Genomic DNA, 23,183 nt, shown 5'->3' with positions numbered 1-23,183 from the left:
GCCCTGATCATCGCCGCTCTCGGCACAGTCATCTGGCCGCTCGTTGCCAACACCGTTTCCTATTCCCGCACTCACCCGGCTGCCGCGCGCCACGGTGTCAACTTCCCCACGGGCGCCCACATTAGCCGTAGTCACCACTCGATCATGGTGACTCACGACCAGGCAGAGACAGCGCTGCACTATGTCCTGTATCACGAGGGAGATTTCAGCACTTCATCCTCTGGTTCGCAGAACCTCGAGACCAATACTTGGCTGGACGAAGGCACAGTGAAGCTGAAGAACGGCCGCACCTTTGGCTACCGGCGCGAGTCACTCTATCCCGACGAGTTGAATGTGAACGGTACTGCCTACGAACTGCGCAAAGGCCGTGTTATCGTGTTGCGCGACGATGGCCTTTCAGAACAGTTTCGATTCTTTCCCCCGTTGACCACGGCGCGCGATCCGGAGGCAGTGAAAAACCTCATCAATTTTGGCGAGGCTCAGGAGGATGCCGCTCCGCCCGCCGGGGAGGTGAGCTTTGGCCCGGTGATCGAGCGGGTGATCACTCATCCCGCTGACGGCACGGAGAACTACTTCCTCGATCTCGATTCCGGAGACTTTGTCGCAGCCCCCGAAAATGTGTTCGCCCTGCTGCGCAATCGTTTTGACAAGGTCACGAAAACTGGCCGGACGGATGAGACCATCAAGAATTGGGCGCAGACGAGCGGAGCCGACTTGTTACTCGCTTTCACTTCTCCCGATGTGACTCTGGCCTTGTATGGGGGCGCGATTGTCTTTCCCACACTTTCATTTGAAGCAGCGGATGCCCGGGACGGGCTGAGGATGGTGGACGATGCCTTGCAACAGCAGAAAAGTGACGCTAAGGCCATGCCTCCCCTGACGATGTTTAATCGCCATGACCTGGACCGTGATGGCGCGTTCGTATTTCGCACCCACGAGGGCGGCATCGGGCTTTTGCAAATCGTCAGCCCGAGCACGGAGCAGGATAGCGTCGGCCTCAGCATGGACGCCAGCGGGCAGGTCGTATTCGACAATAAAGTGACCTCCTTTGAAGCCTTGGGAGAGATGCTCAAACAACGCCTGGCTGAGAACAAAAACCTGACCGTTTTCATCCACTGCGACACAAAGTCAGTCCCGCAGATCTCGCTGATGGCCGTCTCCAAGTTTGTTCGCTTCTGTGGTGTGACCAACCTGCTTTTCACTGATGACGAAAATCCGCGTAGCGTGAAAATTCGCTACAAGCTGATTGAAACCGAGGCCGCCGGCACGGCTGGAACAAGCGTGCCGAAAAAGCCGAAGCAAAGCGAGTCGCTGCCTGAACCTAGGGACGGACAAACAACTCCCTATCAGCTCGTAACGAAGGAAGCGGAGGACGCATCTGCTAGTGCGATGAAACCTGCGGCGCAAAACCTCGTGCCGCAATCAGCCGTCGAATCTGCCCGCATAGCTTTCGAGGCGGCCAAAGCGCGCTACTACGCGGCTCGTGGAAACCAGCTCTCGGTGGTGGAAGCCGAGCAGCATCTGCGCTGGGCCGAAGCGATGTTCGCTGGGGATCGGGCTTCCGCTGCGCAGGCAAAGCGTGACGGAGCTTGCGAGCGCTTGACACTCATCAAGGTATTGCAGCAGGTGGGGCGTGCCGACATCAAGGAAGTGGCGGCAATCGAGCGCGAACTCGCGGAAGCGGAAGGTCTACAATATGAGCAGGCGCTGAACGATCTGCTCGAAGCGAAAAAGGAAATCGAGCTCGCTGGTACGCAAACCGGCGGCGCACCCGAGGAGCAGAAGCGGCGCAACGATGCGCTCCGGACGAAAATCCAATCCCTCGAAAAACAACGTGAGGAACTTCGCGCACAGCTTCAATCAACCGCCAAATAATCCCGCCCACATCACAATCAAACAACACTATGAAAGGCATACGTCACGGCCTCACCTTCGGCCCGATGAAAACCTCCAGGTATTGCTTCGCAGTCTGGCTGGCGCTGGTGTCCGGCATTTCCACGCTTCGCTCCGCCACCTCCGACTTGTGGGGAAAAGCAGGCGAGCGTTGGACTCCGTCTTCGCCGCTGCCGGATTTTTCCTTTGCGGGTTATCGCATGGGAACTGCGGAGCCCGTGGTGCCCGAAGCTCGAGTCAGCGTGAAGGATTTCGGAGCCACGGGTGATGGAAGCACCGACGACACTGAGGCGATCCTCAAGGCCATCGCCGCATCGCCGGGGAAGGTGATCTTTTTTCCTGTGGGCCGCTATGTGATCACGAAGTTTCTCCAGATCACCCAATCTGGCACCGTGCTGCAGGGCGCTGGCACGGCGCTCACCACGCTGCTCATGCCGGTACCGATGAACACCATCTCACCGCGCGTTTTCAACAACCCGGCAAGCAGTATTGCCACCACGCTCTATTCATGGAGCGGCGGCATGATCTCACTGGCCGGCAGCGGCTACGCTGGCGAGACGCTCAGCATCATTTCAGCAGCGGCGAAACGCGGAGACACCACGCTTGCTGTGTCCGACGTCAGCAGGCTTGAGGTTGGCAGCCGGGTCGTGCTCGAACTGACTGACAATTCCGCACGAACCTTGCTCGCGCATGTTTATCGCGGCGACTCGGGCGACCTCTCGAAGCTGAAAGAAAACTACGCGCTCACACAGGTGCTCACTGTCGTGAAGGTCGAAGGTCAGACCCTCACGGTGGACCGTCCGCTCAGGGCGGATGTGGACACCGGATGGACCCCGGTGCTCAAGCGCTACGCACCCACGCTGGAGAACTGCGGTGTCGAGCATCTCACCATTGAATTTCCTGCCACTCCCTATCGCGGGCATTGGACTGAGGAAGGATTCAACCCGGTCGAGATCAAAGGAGCTGCCGACTGCTGGCTGCGCGACCTCAAGATCGTGAACCCCGACAGCGGCCCTTTCATCATCGGTTCAGTGTTCTGCACCTTGGATGGCATCGAATTCGTCTCCACTCGCAAGTCCGCCGTGGAGGACATCCAGGGTCATCATGGCATCTCGTTGATGGGTGTAGATTGTCTGTGCCGCAATTTCACCATCGGCATGAAGTTCTTTCACGACCTCACTGTCTCGCAGGGCAGTACGGGCAACGTTTTCAGTCATGGCAAAGCCGCCGACCTCGCCATCGACAACCATCGCCACGGACCGTATGAAAATCTGTTCTCCCAGCTCGACGCCGGTCTTGGCACGCGGCTGTGGACCAGCGGTGGCAGCGCCGGACAGGGAAAAAATGCAGCCGCAGGCGCGGTGTTTTGGAACATCCAGACCAAAAAAGACATCGTCATGCCGTCTGCAGATTTTGCCCCTGATGGTGGACTCGTGCTGGCGGGGCTGAAACTGCGCACGCGCAAGAACGAGGTGGGCAAACACCACTTTGAAAACATCAACCCTGGCAGACTGGAGCCGCCCGATCTGCACGAAGCCCAGCGCACCAAACGTCTGGGACCAGCCTCGCAGGCCGCAGGCACCGCTGAAAAAGAACTCACCTGGACCAACACCGCAGGGCGCAGCATCTCGGCCCGTTTTGTGCGCGTGGAAGGTGCCAACGTGCTGCTGCGCATGGATGGCAGGGACATCCCTGTGCCGCTCAGCTCCCTCTCCGCTGCCAGCATTCAGCAAGCACAATCCTTGGAACAGGAGCGAGCGCGTCAATGAACCCCCGAGTGTTTCGAATTTTCCCCGCATCGTCATGGCCACCTCAACCAAAATTCAGCTCGTCATCGCCGTCATCGTTGTCGCTGCCATCAGCGTTCCCCATCGCGCTCCATCGTTCGCTGGACATTCCGCCCGTGACAAAGGCGGCACCGGTTTCGGCTCAGCCAGAAGTTAAAGAACAGCGTGGTAGGCCAACCGAATCCACCTCCGGCACACGGCGTTATCGTCCTGCGCCAGTGACCGCTGAGGCGCGGCAAGCAGTGGATGCCATCATCCGGCGCCACCGAGGCATGACGAAACAGCTACTGTAACGCAGCGCCGAGCTCAACAAGCTCAGGTGAGAAGGATGCCCATGCCTCGAATTCAGATTGCAGACGACCGTTTGCGCAATGAGAGAGTGATGATGGGACAAGAAGACGAAATCGAGCGCAACATGGGCGTGCAGCCTCTGGATGGTATCATGACCGAGCATGAGCTGGGAAATCACGCCTTGGTGGCCGCCAGCACGGAGCCGATGACTCACAAGGCTGTGCAGCGCGCCCGCAAAGGCCGCCGCCTGACCAAGCACATGAAACAGCGCATGGCCGATGCGCTGAATCTGCTCATCAAGCAGAAGGGCGTGGAGATCGAGCGCCCGTGGGTGGTGAAGGATCTGTTCACGTACTGAAGTGGTAAAACGGATAGCCACAGGTGCATCGCCCGGCTTGCCGGGGTGAATTCATCACGCTAGCATCCGTCCACCATGTCCGACGCCATCGCCAACCGCCGTTTCGTCACTGCTGCCGAAAAAATCGATTTCCAATCTCCTTGGACGCTGGAGGAGTGGATCTGCCGCAGCGACATCGTGAACAACGAGCACCTCATGATGGTGCGGGCGAACATGGAGCCGGGGCGCAGCCACCCCTTCCACTCGCATCCGACGCGGGAGGAGATGATCTACATCCTTTCAGGCAAGGCCGAGCAGTGGGTGGGGCAGCAGAAAAAAATCCTCGGTCCTGGCGACACGGCCTTCATCCCGATGGGCGAAATTCACGGTACGTGGAACGTGGGCGATGAAATGCTCGTTTTCCTCGCCATCCTTTCTCCGGCCAAGGCGGATGAGCCTGGCCTCGTGGATCACAGCGAGGAAGAGCCGTGGAAGTCGCTGCGGATGGCCTAAGACGCCGTGACAGGCCTACTTTTCACGCAGTTTTTGACGGAGATCGGTAATGCCGTCACGAATGGCGAAGAGTTCGGCGCGGAAGTCGGTGAGCAAATCTTGACGGTCTTTCCACTCGGGGGCTTCCATCAGTTCGTTCAATGCGCCGAAGGCCTCGTTGGCCCAGTTGAGGCAGCGGCGTAGAATGGCGAGGGTGTGGCCAGTTTGGAGTGAGCCGCCAAAATCATGCGTGCCAAGTGCTCCGGCCAGCTTGCCGCTGATGTTCATCGAGTTCCTGAGGAAACGGTCGAGCGGTGTGCCGCCATCGCTCTCTGAGGCATTCTCGTTGCGTTCTTCTTTGATTTCGGTCAGCAGGCGCAAGACGAAGTCATAGGCCATGGTTTGCAGCGGGTGGGCTTCCCCCTCTTCCAGGAGGTCGAAGAAGGATTGGTCATCGAGGTCGCTCTCGATCACTTCCAGATCTGGCAGCACTTCATGGCCCTCTTTCCAGGCTTCACCTTCAGTATCGTCGTCATCGGGCTCGTTTTCGCCACTGCCGCGCAGCATGTGATCCCAGCCCATGACAAAGGAGATGCGGTCATCATGGAGGCCCTCTACGCCGTATTTTTCGATCGCTTCCATGTGCGCGTCAGAAAGGCGGTCGGACTGCTTGAGTGAGTTTTCCCAGGCGTCCTCGCTGTCATCGTCATCCTCCGCATCGTCCTCCTGCGGCGCTGGGCGTTGGATGATCCCGGCCAGCCAGTCGCGCATGGCGCTGAGGTTGGCCGTTTTTTGCGCCTCCTCCTGCGCCTCATCCATTTCCCAAACCCACGCGGATAGGCTGACCTCAAAATCTGTGCCCTCGATGAAGACACGACCGTTCTCCTCGGAAAACCATTCGAGGTAGAGCGCTTTGCCTTCGGCATCCTCTTCCACCTGGCGGGACGCGGTGATGTCGCCGACGTGGCCCTTCTGTTTCGGCAGCAAGCCGGCGGCGGCAGGCCGTGGCGAGGGATTGGAGTTGGTGAAGGTGACTTTGCAGCCGGCGATGTCACGCCAGGCATTGCCGCGCAGGTCGATGATGACGGGTTCATCCCGACCGACCAGCCAGAGCTTCCCGCGCACGTTGTCGCGGGTGGTATTGTCGATTTCGCCACGGATGACGGCGGTGTCGAGACGCAGGGCCATGCCCGCATGAGAGCGTGGGCAGGGCGGGAGTGTCAAGGGCGATGGCGCAGGAATGACACCCGCGAAGTGCGTTCCACGGCTTGACTCTCCCCTCTGGCTCGCTTGAGATTGCCTGTCCGCGCCATGGAACTGATCTCGATCGTCGAAGCCCTTCTTTTTGCCACCCAGGAGCCCCTGGGCGTGCCGCAGATGTGTGCCGCCGTCAAAGAGACGGCCAAGGACATTTGTGATGCCGCCAGCGAGCCACTTGCCGAAGGCACTCCGATCCAAATCCCGGAATGGGTTGCCCCATTGGCGGCTACGACTGAGGAGCAGGTTCGTGCGAGTTTGGATGTACTGATCGCCCGCTACGCAGCGGAGAAGCATGCCTTCACCCTCGTTGAGCGTGCGAACGGCTGGCGAATCGCCGCGCGTGGTGAGTATGCCGAGTGGTGCCGCGCGCTCTATCCCGGCAAAAAGGTGCAGCGCCTGAGCCAGCCAGCGTTGGAGACGCTCGCCATTGTGGCCTACCGCCAGCCGATCACAAAAGCCGGTATCGAAGCGGTGCGCGGTGTTTCCGTGGATGCGATGGTGCAGCAGCTCATTGACCGTGGTTTGATGAAGATTGAAGGCCGAGCCGATCTGCCAGGCCGTCCGCTGCTGTATGGCACCACGGAGGCTTTCCTCGACCATTTCGGCGTGCGCAGTCTCGATGACATGCCCAACGCCTCTGAACTTCGCCGGGTGAAATTGCCGACGGCTGAGGAAGGTGCCGCCGCCGCTGCTGAGCAACCCCAGGAGCATCAGCTCTCCCTGGCTCCCGTCACGCCTGCTGCGGCAGACGATTCTTAACCCTCTTTACTCCCGCGGTCCATGTCCCTCGAAGAAGTCCGCAACAAGATCGACAGCATCGATCAGCAACTGCTGCGTCTGTTAAACGAACGCGCCGAGTTGGTGCATGCCGTCGGTGAGATCAAACGCAAGGACGACCTAGACATCTATGTTCCGGGCCGCGAGGACAAGCTGCTGCGCAAACTGGCGGAGATCAACCGCGCGCAAAACGGTCGCCTCACCGAGCGTGCCATCCGTGCGATCTATCGCGAGATCATGAGCGCTGCGCTCGCCTTGGAAGACAGCCTTAAAATAGCCTACCTCGGCCCTACGGGTTCCTGGACGCATCAGGCGGCGGTGAACAAATTTGGCCACTGTGTCGAATACCTCGCCGAAGCCAGCACCGAAGGCGTCTTTGGCCGCGTGGCTGCGCAGACCGCCGACTATGGCGTGCTGCCCATCGAGCACTCAACGGAAGGAGCAGTGCATCACACGCTGGATCATCTCGCGGACAGCGCCTTGCAGATCTACGCCGAGATTTTGTGGAAGGCCGATGCCGCCGTCATGGCACAGGGGCCGAACAGCACCATCACCGAGATTCATGGCCGGGCGCAGATGCTCGCGCATTGCCGTCCCTGGCTCATGCAGAGCTTCCCTAGGGCACAACTGATCGAATCAGAGAGTTCTGGTGCTGCGGCCACCCTTGCCGCGCAGAATCCTGCCGTGGCAGCGCTAGGGACACCCTTGAGCGCAGAGTTGCACGATCTGCGCGTTATCGCCACCTCACCGCGTGAATACGCCACGCAGACGCGCTTCATCATCCTCGGCCGCCGCTCCGGCCCGCCTTCGGGCAACGACAACACGATGCTCATGATCCATTCCAAGGACCGTGTGGGCGCGCTCATGGAAGTCCTGCAGGTCTTTGCCTCACGCAACGTCAACGTGCGCCAAATCGAGAACCGCCCCACGACCAGCGGCACCCAGGCCCGCTTTTTCCTCGAAATCAGCGGCCACCATAGTGATGCCACGCTCCGGCAGGCCATCACAGCCCTCGAAGTCGAAGGCATCGCCGCGCAGGTGAAGACCCTCGGCAGCTATCCGGCTCCGGGTTGGGTGGAGGAGAGGTAGGGAGGTAGGGAGATTCACTCCTGCAATCTTCCGTCTGCATCCACCCCTGGAACGGATAAGGAAGTGTGAAAAGCTGGACCTAGGCTTGTTGAACGCGGCGATTTTTTTTGCCACCAACTGGAAGCGAACGGAAGCAGCAAGCTGCTGATGTTTCAAACTTCTCGCGCGCTGAGAGCATGCGCTTTCGAGCACTCACGGGACATGGACTTGGAGAATTTCTTCTCTCACGAGACCCCGAATGATCTCACGAAACACACTGTATGGCAACGCATGGAGGCCAAGGGCCAGAAAAGTGGCGAACGTGCTGAAAACATCGCCCTGCGCACCTCACAGGCCGCGTACAACCCGAAAGCCGACATGTATTGCTGTGATATCTCCCGGCAGGCTGAAGCGACTCGCGCATCGGGCGTCTGAGGCCGTGTGCCGCCAGCTACCACCTCGGATAACGCAGTTTTTGCCTTTCTCAGGACCATGGGGGTTGTCCAGCGGTTGCATCGGAGCTCCGTAACTTGGATCGTAGAAATCCCAGCACCATTCGGCCACGTTGCCAGCCATGTCATAGAGGCCGAAGCCGTTAGCCTTAAAGCTGCCAATGACCGCGGTGTAGGGTGCGCTGCTCTTCAGTATAGCCGCGGCTCCTTCATGCTGGCATTTATCATATTCGATGAGGGCAGAGCCATGGTAGTTGGCCTGCTCATGAATGATCTCATTGCCCCAAGGGAAACGTTTGTTTGCGAGACCTCCACGGGCGGCAAATTCCCATTCACCCTCCGTGGGCAAACGGTATCCAGTTCCCTCCCAGTTGACATGTTGGTTGCCGATGTCCACCCTGCCTTTGCGTGCGACGTTCTGCCTGGTGGTTCCGGTGTAATAACAAGGCGCAAGACCTTCCTTTTCACTGAGCGCGTTGCACCATTTCACCGCATCTCCCCAGGAGATGCCACAGACAGGGTGGTCGTGCGCTTTACCGCTGCCATCAGGGAGATCAGTGTAGCCATGGCTGCGCCCCCAAATCATGACGTCCGTCCAAAGCTTCAAATTCACTTCATGTCTGGCAATCATGAACGGTGCCAACCTGACCTGATGAGGCCGTGCATCCTTCAATCCATCCAAAGAATCTCCCATTACATAGGCTCCCCCCTCGAGAGCAACGAATTCGGTCTCGAGACTCGGGGCTGGCAAAGATGCGGGCACCGCACTCGGTAAAACATCCATTTTAGGCAGTGCTGGCCCATCGAACATAGCAGCCATATCAAGCAGCGATGGCATGTCAGGCAAAGCCGCCAAATCTGGTTGTGATGGCAGAATAGCCGTTTGAGGCAGGGTTGGCATGTCGGGCATTTCAGGAAGAGCTGCCTGAACTGGCGGAGATGCAGGGGGACGTTGGTTTATGCCAAGGAGATAGCCGCAGCTGGCAGCAATGAAAAAGCCCGTTCCAAGGAGCCATTTCTGCCCAGGCCGACACCGCTGGTTGGGGGTCGAGGGCGGTGTGTAGAAGGGGCCACTTGTTATCGATTCCAGTTCATCCTGCCCGAAGGTCACAAGAGGTCGCCATGTTGTCAGCTGGCTTGTTCCATGGGTTGAACTTCTCACCTCACTCCGCATTTTGGGCTCTGAAAAAGCTGTTTCATCATCTTGAAGGTACATGGGGGATAGGCTGGTTTATGCAGGGAAAAGCCTGCTGCCGTTTTTTGTGCGGCATGCTCAACAGTAAAAATTCAGCCGAATTTCCAATCGAATCAAAGGCGGTGCAATTGCGTATAGCTTTAGATCGATGGGCACACGCTAAATGAATGGCTCAAGCTGGGCTGCCCCAATTACGGAGTGATTTTGTGGCGAATTCCTGTCTTCAAGCCCTCTGCGAGTCAGGCTTTAGGAGGGTTTGCACGGAGATATTCACGGATCTCACAGCGCAGATTCAAGTCTTTCGAAGTATCAGCGGCATTCAATTCCAAGGCTGTCCCTACGTCGGCGGCCTGCCTTCTCAGGGACGCGTTCGTCCCAAGGACTGGAGGCGCTGACGATGCGTGTGTGTTCGTTCTGGAGTGAACAAAGGCAGGCTATAGCGTTTTCCAAAACTGATTTCCGGATAGCGGCTCATGGCCACGCGTCTGCCCTGCGCTGGTAGGGCTGGCTGTCCTCAACGGGCCGCCGTCGAAGCGCATGACCTGCGATCAAGAAACAGCCTGCTAAACGGAAATGAGTTTTGCGAACCGCTATATATCCCAGGTCAGTTGACCGCCAACTGAGCCAGCACTTTTGAGACGGTGTTCTCGACGCTGAGGCCGTGCTTTTTGCGAAGGACTGAGGGGGTGCCGTGCTCGATGAACTGGTCGGGCCAGCCGATGCGGACGACGGGGGTGTGGATACCTGCGTCGTTGAGTTCTTCGATGACGCCTGCGCCGAAACCGTTGCGGAGGACGTGGTCTTCGAGCGTGCAGACGACCTTCACTTTTCGGGCGAAGGACCCGATGCAGTCCATGTCGAGTGGCTTAATCCAGCGTGGGTTGATGAGGGCGACGGAGAGGCCTTTGGCTTCGAGTTCCTTCTTGGCGGCTTCCGCGATGGGGAACATGTCGCCGAGGCCAATGAGGGCAACGTCGGTGCCGTCGGCAATGACTTCAGCCTTGCCGATTTCGAGGCGGACGGGCTTGTCCTTGGGCATGATGCCGGGGCCATTGCCACGCGGGTAGCGGATGGCGATGGGGCCGCTCTCATAGCAGGCCATGGTCCAGAGCATGTCCACGAACTCATCTTCATTGCGCGGCTGCATGTGCACGATGCCGGGGATGCCACGGAGGTAGGCGATGTCGAAGAGGCCGTGGTGAGTAGGGCCGTCATCACCGCTGAGGCCGCCACGATCCATGCAAAGGCGCACGGGAAGGTTTTGGACGGCCATGTCATGCACGATCATGTCGAACGCACGCTGCATGAAGGTGGAGTAGATGGTCAGGAAGGGCTTCAGGCCACGGGTGGCGAGGCCGCAGGCAAAGAGGGCGGCATGCTCTTCGGCGATGCCCACATCAAAGTAGCGCTCGGGAATTTCCTTTTTGAAGACGCTGAGGCCGGTGCCGCCGGGCATGGCGCCGGTGATGGCGACGATTTTCTTGTCGGCTTTGGCGAAGTCGGTGACGCTGCGGGCGAAGACCTGGGAGTAGGTGGGCTTGTCGCTGCTGGGAGTTTCACCCGTTTCGATGGTGTATTTGCCGAGGCCGTGGAATTTGCCGGGATCGTTGAGGGCAGGGGTGTAGCCGCGGCCTTTTTCGGTGATGATGTGCAGGATCACCGGTTCATCCTGAGTCTTGAGGAACTCGAAGGTCTGGATGAGCAGAGGGATGTTATGGCCGTCGATGGGGCCATAATAACGGATGCCGAATTCGTCGAAGAGGGAGCTGCGATTGGACGGCGTCTGGCTTTGCGGCAGCAGGATGTTCTTGGCGTGGTCTTCGACCTTCTTGGCGATGCGGCGTGCGTCCTCACCGAGAACGAACTCAAGCAGTTTGCCCGCTTTTTGATGCAGATTGGCGTAAGCCGGGTGCGTGGCGATGGAGGTGAAGTACTTCGCGATGGCACCGACGTTGCGGTCAATGGACCATTCGTTGTCGTTGAGCACGACGATGAGGCGCTTGGTGTGAGCGGCGACATTATTCATCGCTTCAAACACGGGGCCGCAGGTGAAGGCGGCGTCTCCGGCGACGCAGATGACATTTTCGTCAGTGCCGGAGAGATCTCGGCCGGTGGCCATGCCAAGGGCGGCAGAGAGGGCGGTGCCCGCGTGGCCAGCACCGTAGCAGTCGTGTTCGCTTTCGGTGCGAAGGAGGAAGCCGTTCAGGCCGTCATGCTGGCGGATGGTGTGAATCCGGTCCCAGCGGCCGGTGAGCATTTTGTGGACGTAGCCTTGATGCGCCACATCGAAGACGAAGCGGTCCTTGGGGGTGTCGAAAACCCGATGCAGAGCGATGCTAAGCTCCACAACGCCGAGATTCGGGCCGAGGTGGCCGCCGGTCAGGCTGAGGGTCTCGATGAGCGTCTGGCGGATTTTCTCCGCGAGTTCGGGCAGTTTCTCCAGCGGCAGAGCTTTGAGGTCGGCAGGGGAGTTGATGTCAGGCAGTTGGGTGTCCACAGGTCTAAAAAAGTCGAATTTCGCCACCTTCAGTCTCGGCGGTTTTGCGGCGGCGGGCTGGGGGGCGGAGTTTTTCGGTGTCTTCGGCGCTCTCGTCGTTATCAGAGGCATCGTCAAATGAAGTGAGCGAGGCTTTGCCACCTTCCAGGTCGGCACTGATCAGGTCCACCCGGCGGCGGGCTCCGTCGATGCGCTGGCGGCAGAGCTTGAGGAGTCGTACGCCGTCTTCGTAGCTGGAGATCATTTCCTCCAGGGAGAGCTGGCCGTCTTCCATGCCTCCCACGATCTCATCCAATCGCTGCATGGCGTCTTCAAAGGAGGGTTCGTCGGACTTGGGGCTGGGTTTGCTCATGGTGTCAATTCACGAGCCAAGGAGGCGCGGAAGGGCGACTATTATCCGGGCTTCAAAGAAGGCCGCAAGCAGGAAAAACCGTGGTCGGAAGGCAATTGGCAATCTTGGGCGGCGGTGGGTTCAGAATGGCGCTCGTAACGGGAAGCGGTGATCCCTTCCTTCGCGGACGGCCCAGAGGAAATCGCCCCCCTGAGATTATGAAATTATTCGTTAATTATTGAATTTATATTTAGAGTGGATAAATTAATACTTAGCCCGTGAAGATCACTGAATGCAGAATTTGTTTCTATGCGTGCGTCATTGGGGCCGTGTTCGGGTCTCAGGACGCTCTTGGCTATTTGGGCAGTTTCGAGGAGCAGGATGGTTACCGTGTCCCCATGAACGGCCAAATTCTCTCGGCGTACGTGGCCGGGGATGCCCAGTATTATCTCAACAACAACTCCGCCAACGGCTACACCGGGGTGGTGCCGCTGGGAGCCTACCCTAACTCGCTGGGGGACGGCACGAACGGGCCTGACGTCACTCGCTATAACGCGGGCCAGTTTGGCTCAAACAACTCGGGCCCCGGAGGGGCGGCGGCAGACATTGCCGACGGCACGGGCCTCTGGCAGACGCTTTCTGGCGGCAGATTGTACGAAGATGCCACTGCGCCCTACTATTTTGGCAGCCAGTACGACCGGAATCAGATCGTCGCCTACCGCAATACCATGCCGCACTCGGGGTCGCAGACTCTGAACCTGATGGCTTCGGATCAAAGCCTCAGCTACGTTTACCACATGGATTCCCGCGATTTTGGCGGGCTTGCCCCTGGCAACACTGCGGGATTGCAGGTTCAGATGTCGTTTTGGGTCAAGCCCTCGGACTGGGATGACCCGGACACCGGCAATATGTTGGGTTTGTCCCTGCTGGATGCGGCCAATCAGCCCGTTTTTGAAGTGGGGTACACCGGGGACAATTTCCTGCAGTACCGCATGGCAGGTGGCGAATGGCAGACGACGGCCTATCAGATGGGAACCCTGGGCTGGTCCCAAATCACAGTCGCGCTGGATACCCTGCATAATACCGCCAGCCTCGGCATAAGCGCTTTCAACGACGGCAGTTCACTGCTGGGAATCAGCAGCAGCGTGCTCAGCAATCAAAGCCTAGGGCTGATCAGCGGCGAGATCACCGGATTGCAGTGGGATTTACGCGGCGGCACTCTGGATAATGGTGCGGTGAGCTACATTCAAAGCTTCGACGATTTTAGCTTTGCCATCACATCCGTCACACCCGTGCCCGAGCCTGGCTGCGTGATGCTGTTGATCCTAGCGGCCGCTTTGCTGCATGCCCCACGCAGGCGCGTGTGAGGCGCCCGCGATTCATGCAGGACAAGACGGCATAAAAAAACACCCGGTCTTGCGACCGGGTGCTTCTCATTGAGGATATTATCCTGCGCTTGGTTACGCGAAGATGTCGGTGACTGGAACGCCCTTGTCGCCGACCGTGAACGGACGGTTTGAGGGGGACATGACCACTTCTTCCACCGGCAGGCCCATGCCATGGCCGATGGTGGCCTGGAAGTCCTGCGGTGTGCACTGCTTGTCAGTTACACGGGCACCTTCCTTGTCGGTGGAACCATAGACGAAACCGCCTTTGACGCCGCCGCCGGCGAAGACGGTGGAGTAAGCGAGCGGATAATGGTCACGACCATCGTTCTCGTTGATGTTTGGTGTGCGACCGAACTCAGAACCCATGACGATCATCGTGGATTCAAACAGGCCGTTGGAGACGAGGTCTTCGATCAGCGCGGCGAACACACTGTCCATGGTGGCGGCAGTGGTGCCGAGTGCCGAGTCAATGGTGTTGTGCATGTCCCAACCACCCGATTGAACTTCAACGAAACGCACGCCAGCCTGCACCAGACGACGGGCAAGGAGGGCTCCCTGGCCGAAGTTGTTTCTGCCAAACTTATCACGCACCGCCTGAGACTCCTGAGAGAGGTCGAAGGCCTTGAGGTCTTCGCTCTTCATGAGCTTGACGGTTTCGTCATAGAACTCGGAATAGGACTTCACATCGTCCGACTGGAACTTTTTACGGAAGGAGGTGTCGAATTCGTCGGTCAGAGACAGACGCTTTTTGAACTGATCTTCCGGGGTGGTTGGCTTGATGTTTTGCAGCCCGGTCTCAGGATTCGAGATCGGGATGGGGCTCATCGTAGTCGGGAAGAAGCCTGCGCCTGGGAAAGCATTGCCGCTGTTGACGACGACGCTGTCTGGCAGGGTTGGTCCCTTGATACGACCCAGGAAATGGGAGGCCCAAGCGCCGATGCAAGGATGAACAATCGTGCCACGCGGCTCATAGCCGGTCTTCATGACATAGGTGCCCTGATCATGCACGCCAGTCTTGGAGCTCATGGAGCGGATGATAGAGAACTTGTTGGCCACCTTGGCCATTTTCACCATGGTGCCGCCGAGGCGGTCAAGGTTGCCGGAACCCGCATTCGCTTTGATGGGGTCGGTCGGGCCTTTGGTTGCACCGTCTTTTGGATCCCAGGTGTCGATGTGGGTCATGCCGCCACCCATCCAGAGGAAGATGACGTTTTTGGCCTTGCCGAAGCCGGGAGTGCCTGCCCCGGTGGTGCCGGCTGCCGCCAGATTCAGAGAGGGCATGACAGTCACGCCGAGCGCGGCTTGAGCCGTGCGCATCATAAAGTCACGACGGGCGATAGGATTGAGTTTGTTATGTGCTGATTTCATAAGTGAAGTTTAACGCGTTAAGTGTTGTGGTTGAGCCTGTAAATTATTGGATGAAGATGAACTCGCGGGTGTTGATGAGAGCCCAGATCATGTTGGAATAGCCGTCTTCGCCTCCAGAGAGGGCGCGCTTGGCGATGTCCTTTTCTGCAAGCGTCGGGCGGCGGTTGAGAACGGAGACAAACAGAGCCTCAACCTTTTCAGGCGGCGACTTCACTTTGGCCATCGTGCGGAACACCAGTGAATCTGGGCTGGTGAGCATCTGCTGCGCCTTGCCGTTCATCATCATCAGCACCTGAGGAACCGAACCGGTCTTCACACTGCCGTCGATCAAGGCACGCGGAGACTGGCCGAAATCGATCAGGAAGTGGCCGTTTGGCGCTGGCTGCTCCAAGGTGGAGGCGCGGCGAAGGATCATGCCGCCGTAGGTGAGGGAGGCGTTCTCCATCATCTCACCAGCAGGCTTGGCTTCTGCCTTGGCTTTTCCTTTGGCTTTGCCGCCGTCCATCATCATGTCATCACCACCGGCTTCGGCAAGACCACCGCCCATGAGTGCGCGCTCTTTTTCGGCCATTTTACGGAAGGCGTCATATTTCACCAGCACCGTCTGTGCATCCAGCTTGGGGTTGCTGAGGTCCAGGTCGATCGAGCGGCTGTAGAGGTCTTCCAGCGGCTTGGCATACTTGTCGGGGTCTCCGAGAACCAAGGTCATGTAGGAGTCCCAGGCCTGTTCAGCGCTCATGCGGCGAAGCAGCGGTCCCTGGAAGTAGTAGGGTTCACCCATGACCATCTTTTCCGAGGTGGCTTCCGCCTGATAGGCGCGGGTGTTGTAGATGATGCGCATGAAGCTCTTGATGTCGAACTTCACCCGTTTCATTTCTTCGGCCAAGTGGCTGAGCAGTTCGGGATTCACCGACTGCTTGGGATCGTCAATGTTGGTCACTGGCTCATTGATGCCCTGGCCGAAAGCACGCTTCCACATGCGGTTGGCGATCGCCATGGCAAAGCGGGGATTGCTTGGGTCGGTGGTCCATTTGGCGAATGCCGGACGGAGTTCTTCGGCGGACTTCATGGTCTGCTTGTAGGCAGGAAGATTCTTGTCGTTTTTGGTCCAAGTGATGAACTTGGGCTCCACGAGTGCATTGGGCTTGTCATCCGGATACTTGTAGTCATGCGGCAGCTTCATGCTGTTGGTGCTCATGTCACCGACGATGAAGCGATTAGCTCCCATGTAGTTGTTGATGCCGTTGCGGATGCGCTTGATGTCCATGCCGCTGCTGGTGACCATTTCTTCAATCTTGGGCATCAGATCTTTCATGGCGTTCACCGCCATCATGCCGGAGGCATCCTTGCCCTTTTTGCGGTTTTCCGCAGCGCGCATGTTGGTGGTGGTGGCACCGAAGAAGGAGGCCATTTCATAGAACTGGTGCTGGGTCCAGTCGGAGAAGGGGTGGTCATGGCACTGGGCGCAGGCCACGTCTGTGCCAAGGAACACGGCGAGCGTGTTGGCCAGGTTGTCCAGCGGCATCCCTGCATCACGCAGGAGATAACCAGCAGCACCATCCTGCCACATTTTGCCTTTGGCGGTCAGCATCTCGAACACCATCTTATCCCACGAGGTGTTTTTCTCGATCTCGTGCTGCATCCAGTTGATGTAGGGAACGCCGCGCAGGTTGTCCTGTTCGAGGCGGTCTTTCACACGCAGCATTTCTGCGAAATAGTTGAAGGTATTGCTATTGTAGCCAGGGCTGTCCAAGAGCATGTCGATCAGCTTGGCACGCTTGCTCGGATTGGAGTCCTGAACGAACTGAATGGTTTCAGTGTAATTAGGAATGCGACCCACGATGTCGAGATAGACACGGCGCACGAACTGCTCGTCGTTGGCCAGGGGATTGAAGCTTTTGATGGGTGCCTTCGGGGGCGTCATCTTGAGACGCTCAGGATTGGCACGCACAAGACCATTGGCCACGAGGCGATCAACTGCGGCAGATGCCTGGGCGACCGTGGAATTGGCCAGCATCACCGGCTGGTCCGAAGGCTTCATGCTTTTTGCCAGAGCCTGATCTTCCGGAGACAATCTGGTCAGTGCAAACTTGTGAGTGGCGCCGTCTGCGGTTTTCAGGATGATGTCCTCACCATCGAGTCCGATGAATGAGGCGGTGACTTGGCGGCCCGAGGTGTCCGTCCAAGTGCGAATTTCCGCAAAGGCGGAAGACGCAACGAGGGCGGAAACAAGCAGGCTGCTGAGCAGTTTCGTGGTTTGTTTCATGGTGTTGTGGAATGAATGAAATTGGCTTCCAATGGCACGAACGTGCCGGAAGGCCCTTCAATTAGGGTAAATTGCGTTTTTTTTGCGTTTTCATCAAGCCCAGAGAAGTGGGTGGCCTCTTTGCCGACTCGGCGACGGTTTTTTTAAGTCTGCAGGGATACGTTGGACCCTGATTTGGCCATGTTATGGCTATTTTGCTGCTCAAATGTTTACTTCAGCGCCTTTGCCATGAATGCGGCGATGTCTGCGTGCATTTTCTCCATGTCAGGGCGGTTCGTGTACATCATGTGGCCGGACTCATATTCGGCGAACTCGATGTTCCCACGCAGTTCGTCCGGCAAGTGCATCTGGCGCACGCTCAGCCGCATGTTGTCAGGGGGAGTCACCAGATCTCGCCAGCCCAGCAGCGCCAGCACACGGAGATGGGGGTTTTGCTTGATCGCCTCCGCCAGCTGGCCGCTCACGCTCGTGTAGCTGTTGCCCTTGCCGTGGTTCCAGTTCGGCTGGGGGGCCAGCACTTCGTAAGGCAGATCTTTTTCAAAAAGCAGTTCCTCGCGCAGGTAAGCGTTCATTGAAGCGGCAGCGATACTGCCCACCACGCGCATGAACGGCTCGATCTGAGGATGATTTTCCGACTCATCGCCATCCCGCCCCGTCACCCGGCCATCGTAGGCACCGAGCACCAGCTTTTCTTTGCGCAGCAGCATTTCACGGAAGACCCCGCTGTCGATCCGCAGTTCCTGCTCTTCGATCAGCTTGGGCTCCAGGCCGGTCAGCCTTGCCAGCTTCTTCACCACCACCTCACGCTCCGCCGCAGTCAGATCGCTGCCTTTGAGCAGGGCTGATGCGTAATCGCCGAACGCAAACGCGCGCGACTCCGCCACCGCCTTCTTGAAATCCGCCTGCAAATCCGCCGGCAGCTTCTTGTGGTAATGCGCCGTGGCTGTCAGAGCAGGGAGAAGTACTTCATAGGGGACATCATTGAGCGGTGCGCTCATCAGCGTCGCGTAATCCAGCAAGCCGGAGACGATCACGATGCCATTTAAGTACATGCGGTGCCGCTGCTGCAGATGCTCCGCCAGGCCACCGCCGCGAATGCCGCCATAGCTCTCCCCTGCGATGAACTTCGGTGAACGCCAGCGCTCCTCGCGGGTGACCCACAGCCGCATGAACTCGCCCACACTGGCGATGTCTTCCTGCACACCGAGAAATTCACTCAAGTTTTTGGGGTCTTCCGCACGGCTAAAGCCCGTGTTCACCGGGTCGATGAACACGAGATCCGTCACATCCAGCAAGGAGAACTCATTGTTCACCAGCCCGCCCGGCGGCAGCGGTGGCGTCAGTCCATCCGCAGGCAAATCGACCCGCTTGGGGCCGAATGCACCCAGGTGCAGCCACACCGAGCTGCTGCCCGGGCCGCCATTGAAACAGAACGTCACGGGTCGCGTAGCCGCGTCCTTCACATCCTTCATCGTGTAGGCCACGTAAAAAACCTGGGCCGATGGCTTGCCATCTGGTTTCAAAATGGGCAGCGTGCCCGCCTTGGCTTCATACGCGATTTCTTTGCCTCCGATGGTCACCGTGCCGGACGTCACCACCGGCTTGTCGGCGTCAGGCTTTTTCGGCTCCTTTTTCTCTCCTTCTTTGCCCTCTGTCTTTTCTGCGGGCGGTGTGTCAGGCTTGTCGGGCTTTTTTTCTTGAGCGGTTAGGCAGACGGGTAACGCAAGACTGAGCAGGAGAGAGGGGAGAATGGATTGGCTGCGCATAGGAGAGAGGTGGCTGGAGAGAATTGATAACAAGGATCAAGGCAGTGATCTGGCGCGAATCTTTCGGAATTCGGTTTTACCTTTGGAGTAGTCGTCGCCGCCCCGAAACTGCAGGATATCGACAGTTCCTTCGATTTTCGGACCGTTACAAACGTGGACCCCGTTGACGAGCAGTTCGGTTTTGTCCGTCAGGGCCTTGAGGGTGATCTGATAGGATTTGTTGCGCTCGTACTTAAACAGCGCCGCACCTTGGGGCTGTGGGTAAAGGCCGAAGGTCGTCGCGTAGCCTTCGTTGGCGAATTTGACATTGCCCAGCACCAGACGCGGACGCATGCCGTCGAGCACCTTGATTTCGAGATCAATCTGGAACGGCGGCGAGCGGTGAAAGTCATAGCTCAAGGAGCTGTCGCCACTGCCAGTGAGCGCGCCGTCCGCCATCGTCCAGGTCCCTTTCATCGGCTCCCATTCCACGGCATTGAAGCTGGCCAGCGGCTCTTCGTGGCGGGAGGGCTCGACCGGTTTGCCAGCTAGGGCGAGGCGCGTGCTCACGCTCTGGCGATAGCCGCGCAGCAGGCTGTGGAGAATGCGTTCGTCCAAGGTCACAGGTGGCAGCGGAACGGGGGTGGTGCCTGCTGTTTGCACGGCTTTGCCAAAGGCTTCGATCTTATCAGCTTCGGCCGTTTTGTTTTCGTGCCGGGCTTCTGCCAGCCGGGCTGCGATTTCCGATGGCAGCATTTGGTGAAGTCCGGCGATATCGGGAGACGGGGCGGCTTCCTCTGCCGACAGTTTGCGGATCTCCAGATCGCGGATGTTCGTGGTCGTGCCAATGCCGAAGAAGTGAGAGCAGAAGCCGATGAGGCCGGATTCGGCCATCTCGAAGGCTTTGCCTTGCTTGTTCATATCGAGGTAATCGATCAGAACATCGCGATGGTTCAGCCGGAAAGTAACGCGGCCGTTTTTGCAAAAAATGTGGAAGCGCCAGGTGCGGTCGTCTCCACGCAGGATGATGCTCGGTGCACTTGTCTGGGCGAAGTCGCGCAGCAGGGTGACGATGCTGCCGTCGCTGTCGTTTTTCCATTGAGAGCATGCGATGAAGCTCTCTTTCTTCGGCCGATGATACCCTAGCATGATGCTCAGTCCTTGGAATGGATCATCGCCTTCCAGAGTGTAGCTGCCCCGCAGTTCAAAGTCGCCGCCCACGCGGCCGTTGTGGAGAATGTAAGCCTGGGCGTCCTTGCCGATGATCTGCAGAGTGCCGTCTGGTGAACCGGTCCACGGTCCGCTGAGATGATGCCACTCCGCCATGTCTGGACGGGCCTGCATTTGAAGCCACTCGCCAGTGGCAAAGGAGGTTTCAAATTTGCAGGCGGCCATGTGCTCCAGCAGCATGGCGGGAGGCTCGTTTTGAAAGCGTGAGGCGATGTCCTGGCAGGTTTGCAGCGACTGGGAGATCTTGTGATTTGAATATTCAGTTTCCGCAGCCTCCCATTCCTGCTGCATGCCGATGGCAAAGATGGCCGACTGGCCGCGCACCTCCGTTTCATTGGCGGCGAGGTTCAGCTTCCGCCGCGTCTGGCGTGGAAACGGCACCGGCACCTGATGCAAAATGTCATCTGCCAGCGGATACTCCGCGGCTTTCCAGGCATACACCCCCAGGTCAGCGAGCCGCCACGGACGCTCCCAGATGCGGGAGGGCTCGTCCGCCAGCCGTCGAGAGGTGTGCAAAAGGGCCTGCTTCAGGGCGGGTGTTTGCAGGACGGCGCGTTCGTCTTCCGCACCGCTGTCGCTTTTGACGAAGTCCACGAGCTTTAGGGCGACCTCCGCCACATCTGTGTCAGGACGGTCAGTCAGTGCGCAGGCCAGCAGCAGGCAGCGAATGTCATCCACACTGCCGCCCCAGCGGGGACGCAGGGACCACACATAGCCATAGTAGGCACCCGTGGCATCAAACTGCGCCGCTACAGCGCGGTCAAACCACAGACGGGTGGTTTCGCCCTCAATGCCGAAACCGCTTTTGAGAATTTCGACCATCTGCTCCGCTGCGTCCGCGCGCTCAGGGTGCAGTTCCCAGGCCTTCCGGAAATGCGCTGCGGCGACAGGCATGTGCTTTTCGAAACTTTTCCAGCCATCGGCAGTCACCGTATTGGCGTAGCCACCTCCACGGCTTTCGATGCCCTGTGAACTCTGCAACTGGCCCTGCATCATCTCCCGTAGCCATGGAGTGAAGCGCTCATCACGTGCGAATGCCTCGGTTTCCTTGAGGTGTTTCGCCAGGTAAAGCCGGTAGAACATGCGCTGGACATCATGCCAGAGGATTTCGTCATCCTGGCTGCTGTAGCTGCGCGGGTCCTTCGCCGCTTGCATGGCGGCCCTGTAATAATCCTCTTCGTGGGTGGGTTCTTCTTCGTTACGGTCGTCTTCGATCTCGCGGATGAGCGTGCGGGTGAGCAGCAGAAGCGCGGCGGGGTAGTCCTTGGTCAGGCTGTGCTGCGCGGCATTTTTGAGTTTGGCGATGGCATCGATGTAGCCCTCACGCCATTCCCAGGCGGCCCAGGCGGTGGCCCACAGAACCAGCGGTTCGTCCACGCCGGCTTTGGCGAGTTCCAGGCCCTCCTGCTCCATTTTCTCGGGAGTGCGAGAGCGGTCCACGTCCGGATGTCTGATCTTTGCCAGCAGGGCCTGCTTCACCAAACTGCGTGCGCGTTCTGCCTGTGAGGGCCACTTTTCGAGATGCTTTTCCAGTGTGGGCAGCAGCACGCGCTGCTGCCACTGCCAACGGTCACGGCTGAGGTCGGACTGAAAACGGGTGCCAGGCTTGACTTCAATGGGTGCGAAATGGTGCTCCTTGAGGAATTCGCGTGCGGCTTTGCGCCAGTCGTCGTCCGCTTCTGCTGCCAAGAGGGGCGCGAGCAGCAGGAAACATGGGACGATCCGGAGGAGGAATTTCATGGCCCAAAAGAACAGCAGGAACCCTCGCGGCAGTCCAGTCTGATCTTTCGAGCCCGGGGGTCAATGGTGACTAGGACTTGGCCTGTTTGCAGGCCTTGATCGTGTTTGCCATCAGCATGGCGATGGTCATCGGGCCGACGCCGCCAGGGACGGGGGTGATGGCACGGCATTTCGGCGCGACTTCATCATAGGCCACGTCGCCGACGAGCTTGTAGCCTTTCTCGGTGGTGGGATCATCCACGCGGTTGATGCCCACGTCGATCACGACGGCACCTTCTTTGACATGCTCGGCCTTGATGAAATGCGGGCGGCCAATCGCAGCGATGATGATGTCCGCTGTGCGGGTGATCGCGGCGAGGTCCTTGGTGCGGGAATGCGTCACGGTCACGGTGGCGTCGCCGCCTTTGCCCTTGGCCATGAGCAGCAGGGCCATGGGCTTGCCCACGATCATGCTGCGGCCAACCACGACGGCATGCGCGCCGCTGGTTTCGATGCCCGCATCAATCAGCAGCCGCTGACAGCCCAGCGGAGTGCAGGGGACGAAGCCGGTGGGATCTTCCAGCGCGAGCTTGGCGACATTGACCGGGTGAAAGCCATCCACATCCTTCGCCGGATCAATGGCCCGCACGATGGCGGCCTCGTCGATGTGCTTGGGCGGCGGGCTTTGCACCAGAATACCATGAATCGCCGGATCGTTGTTCAAAGCCTGCACATGGGCCAGCAGCTCCTCCTGCGTCGTCGTGACCGGGAGTTCGAGTTTGACCGAGTGCAGTCCGAGATCGCGGCACTTCTTGTCTTTGGAGCGAACGTAAGCCCGTGAGGCAGGATCATCGCCAATGAGCACGACCGCGAGGCCCGGCTTGCGTCCCCGCGCGGCCAGTTCGGCGATTTCGCGGCGGCATTCTTCGAGTACTTTTTCGGCGACAGCGGCTCCAGAGATGATTTGCATGTTTTTAGGTCATGCAGGGGCGGCGGCGAGTCAACCGCCATGGCCAAAAACCGGGGGCGAATGCAGGGCTTACGCATGAAGGAGCGAGAGGATTTGGAGACGGAAGTCGGGGTCAAG

16 protein-coding genes and 1 pseudogene are annotated in these 23,183 nt (G+C 58.7%); 8 read left to right on the top strand and 9 right to left on the bottom strand.

Features of this window, described 5'->3' with window-relative positions:
* From PSV43_RS18520 to PSV43_RS18500, 5 genes and pseudogenes are all read left to right on the top strand, one after another.
* A pseudogene (locus PSV43_RS18520) lies at window positions 1-1,875 on the top strand (hypothetical protein); the annotation flags it as partial.
* Between the two features lie 29 nt (window positions 1,876-1,904).
* Window positions 1,905-3,662, top strand: a complete 1,758-nt coding sequence (locus tag PSV43_RS18515) for a glycosyl hydrolase family 28-related protein (RefSeq protein ID WP_300200818.1) — start codon at window positions 1,905-1,907, stop codon at window positions 3,660-3,662.
* A 34-nt stretch (window positions 3,663-3,696) separates the two neighbouring features.
* Window positions 3,697-3,837: a hypothetical protein gene (locus PSV43_RS18510; RefSeq protein WP_300200815.1), complete on the top strand. Its 141-nt coding sequence runs from the start codon at window positions 3,697-3,699 to the stop codon at window positions 3,835-3,837.
* Between the two features lie 177 nt (window positions 3,838-4,014).
* The gene (locus PSV43_RS18505; RefSeq protein ID WP_300200812.1) at window positions 4,015-4,329 is read left to right on the top strand and encodes a hypothetical protein; all 315 of its coding nucleotides are present in this window, start codon (window positions 4,015-4,017) and stop codon (window positions 4,327-4,329) included.
* Between the two features lie 75 nt (window positions 4,330-4,404).
* Complete coding sequence (locus PSV43_RS18500; RefSeq protein WP_300200809.1) at window positions 4,405-4,821, top strand: cupin domain-containing protein; 417 nt, start codon at window positions 4,405-4,407, stop codon at window positions 4,819-4,821.
* Window positions 4,822-4,836: 15 nt separating this feature from the next.
* Here PSV43_RS18500 and PSV43_RS18495 read toward each other — a convergent pair whose 3' ends face one another.
* Window positions 4,837-5,988: a hypothetical protein gene (locus tag PSV43_RS18495; protein ID WP_300200807.1), complete on the bottom strand. Its 1,152-nt coding sequence runs from the start codon at window positions 5,986-5,988 to the stop codon at window positions 4,837-4,839.
* Between the two features lie 123 nt (window positions 5,989-6,111).
* Here PSV43_RS18495 and scpB point away from each other — a divergent pair, with 123 nt between their 5' ends.
* Window positions 6,112-6,819 (top strand): SMC-Scp complex subunit ScpB, encoded by a 708-nt coding sequence (gene scpB, locus PSV43_RS18490; protein WP_300200804.1) that lies wholly within the window; start codon window positions 6,112-6,114, stop codon window positions 6,817-6,819.
* Between the two features lie 21 nt (window positions 6,820-6,840).
* A complete protein-coding gene (gene pheA, locus PSV43_RS18485; RefSeq protein ID WP_300200801.1) occupies window positions 6,841-7,926 on the top strand; it encodes a chorismate mutase in 1,086 nt (361 codons plus the stop codon).
* Between the two features lie 327 nt (window positions 7,927-8,253).
* On the opposite strand, the gene PSV43_RS18480 is transcribed toward pheA, so the two are convergent.
* The 3 genes from PSV43_RS18480 to xseB form a co-directional block, all read right to left on the bottom strand.
* Window positions 8,254-9,573, bottom strand: a complete 1,320-nt coding sequence (locus PSV43_RS18480; RefSeq protein ID WP_300200798.1) for an SUMF1/EgtB/PvdO family nonheme iron enzyme — start codon at window positions 9,571-9,573, stop codon at window positions 8,254-8,256.
* 583 nt (window positions 9,574-10,156) lie between these two features.
* The gene (gene dxs, locus PSV43_RS18475; protein WP_300200795.1) at window positions 10,157-12,049 is read right to left on the bottom strand and encodes a 1-deoxy-D-xylulose-5-phosphate synthase; all 1,893 of its coding nucleotides are present in this window, start codon (window positions 12,047-12,049) and stop codon (window positions 10,157-10,159) included.
* A gap of 4 nt (window positions 12,050-12,053) precedes the next feature.
* Entirely contained in the window at window positions 12,054-12,401 is a 348-nt protein-coding gene (xseB, locus tag PSV43_RS18470) for an exodeoxyribonuclease VII small subunit (RefSeq protein ID WP_300200792.1), read from the bottom strand.
* A gap of 377 nt (window positions 12,402-12,778) precedes the next feature.
* On the opposite strand from xseB, the gene PSV43_RS18465 reads away from it, so the two are divergent.
* Complete coding sequence (locus PSV43_RS18465) at window positions 12,779-13,747, top strand: hypothetical protein (protein WP_300200789.1); 969 nt, start codon at window positions 12,779-12,781, stop codon at window positions 13,745-13,747.
* A gap of 93 nt (window positions 13,748-13,840) precedes the next feature.
* Here PSV43_RS18465 and PSV43_RS18460 read toward each other — a convergent pair whose 3' ends face one another.
* From PSV43_RS18460 to folD, 5 genes are all read right to left on the bottom strand, one after another.
* Window positions 13,841-15,136, bottom strand: a complete 1,296-nt coding sequence (locus tag PSV43_RS18460) for a DUF1501 domain-containing protein (RefSeq protein ID WP_300200786.1) — start codon at window positions 15,134-15,136, stop codon at window positions 13,841-13,843.
* 43 nt (window positions 15,137-15,179) lie between these two features.
* Complete coding sequence (locus tag PSV43_RS18455; RefSeq protein ID WP_300200783.1) at window positions 15,180-17,402, bottom strand: DUF1549 domain-containing protein; 2,223 nt, start codon at window positions 17,400-17,402, stop codon at window positions 15,180-15,182.
* 209 nt (window positions 17,403-17,611) lie between these two features.
* Window positions 17,612-19,168, bottom strand: a complete 1,557-nt coding sequence (locus PSV43_RS18450) for a peptidase S10 (RefSeq protein WP_300200780.1) — start codon at window positions 19,166-19,168, stop codon at window positions 17,612-17,614.
* A 36-nt stretch (window positions 19,169-19,204) separates the two neighbouring features.
* Window positions 19,205-22,117, bottom strand: a complete 2,913-nt coding sequence (locus tag PSV43_RS18445) for a hypothetical protein (protein WP_300200777.1) — start codon at window positions 22,115-22,117, stop codon at window positions 19,205-19,207.
* A 70-nt stretch (window positions 22,118-22,187) separates the two neighbouring features.
* Window positions 22,188-23,066, bottom strand: coding sequence for a bifunctional methylenetetrahydrofolate dehydrogenase/methenyltetrahydrofolate cyclohydrolase FolD (gene folD / locus PSV43_RS18440; RefSeq protein WP_300200774.1), 879 nt, complete (start codon window positions 23,064-23,066; stop codon window positions 22,188-22,190).
* Between the last annotated feature and the right edge of the window lie 117 nt (window positions 23,067-23,183).

Source organism: Prosthecobacter sp. (assembly GCF_029946185.1).
Classification (GTDB): domain Bacteria; phylum Verrucomicrobiota; class Verrucomicrobiia; order Verrucomicrobiales; family Verrucomicrobiaceae; genus Prosthecobacter.
The sequence above is the reverse complement of the archived record's forward strand: the minus strand, read 5'-3'. Positions and strand labels throughout refer to the sequence as shown.

What these genes read in the sequence shown, in the direction of transcription:
- PSV43_RS18450 (WP_300200780.1), bottom strand. Translation starts at nt 19,168, where the DNA reads ATGCGCAGCCAATCCATTCTCCCCTCTCTCCTGCTCAGTCTTGCGTTA.
- pheA (WP_300200801.1), top strand. Translation starts at nt 6,841, where the DNA reads ATGTCCCTCGAAGAAGTCCGCAACAAGATCGACAGCATCGATCAGCAA.
- PSV43_RS18505 (WP_300200812.1), top strand. Translation starts at nt 4,015, where the DNA reads ATGCCTCGAATTCAGATTGCAGACGACCGTTTGCGCAATGAGAGAGTG.
- PSV43_RS18465 (WP_300200789.1), top strand. Translation starts at nt 12,779, where the DNA reads ATGAACGGCCAAATTCTCTCGGCGTACGTGGCCGGGGATGCCCAGTAT.
- PSV43_RS18500 (WP_300200809.1), top strand. Translation starts at nt 4,405, where the DNA reads ATGTCCGACGCCATCGCCAACCGCCGTTTCGTCACTGCTGCCGAAAAA.
- PSV43_RS18510 (WP_300200815.1), top strand. Translation starts at nt 3,697, where the DNA reads ATGGCCACCTCAACCAAAATTCAGCTCGTCATCGCCGTCATCGTTGTC.
- PSV43_RS18480 (WP_300200798.1), bottom strand. Translation starts at nt 9,573, where the DNA reads ATGTACCTTCAAGATGATGAAACAGCTTTTTCAGAGCCCAAAATGCGG.
- folD (WP_300200774.1), bottom strand. Translation starts at nt 23,066, where the DNA reads ATGCAAATCATCTCTGGAGCCGCTGTCGCCGAAAAAGTACTCGAAGAA.
- xseB (WP_300200792.1), bottom strand. Translation starts at nt 12,401, where the DNA reads ATGAGCAAACCCAGCCCCAAGTCCGACGAACCCTCCTTTGAAGACGCC.
- scpB (WP_300200804.1), top strand. Translation starts at nt 6,112, where the DNA reads ATGGAACTGATCTCGATCGTCGAAGCCCTTCTTTTTGCCACCCAGGAG.
- PSV43_RS18495 (WP_300200807.1), bottom strand. Translation starts at nt 5,988, where the DNA reads ATGGCCCTGCGTCTCGACACCGCCGTCATCCGTGGCGAAATCGACAAT.
- PSV43_RS18460 (WP_300200786.1), bottom strand. Translation starts at nt 15,136, where the DNA reads ATGAAATCAGCACATAACAAACTCAATCCTATCGCCCGTCGTGACTTT.
- PSV43_RS18455 (WP_300200783.1), bottom strand. Translation starts at nt 17,402, where the DNA reads ATGAAACAAACCACGAAACTGCTCAGCAGCCTGCTTGTTTCCGCCCTC.
- PSV43_RS18515 (WP_300200818.1), top strand. Translation starts at nt 1,905, where the DNA reads ATGAAAGGCATACGTCACGGCCTCACCTTCGGCCCGATGAAAACCTCC.
- PSV43_RS18445 (WP_300200777.1), bottom strand. Translation starts at nt 22,117, where the DNA reads ATGAAATTCCTCCTCCGGATCGTCCCATGTTTCCTGCTGCTCGCGCCC.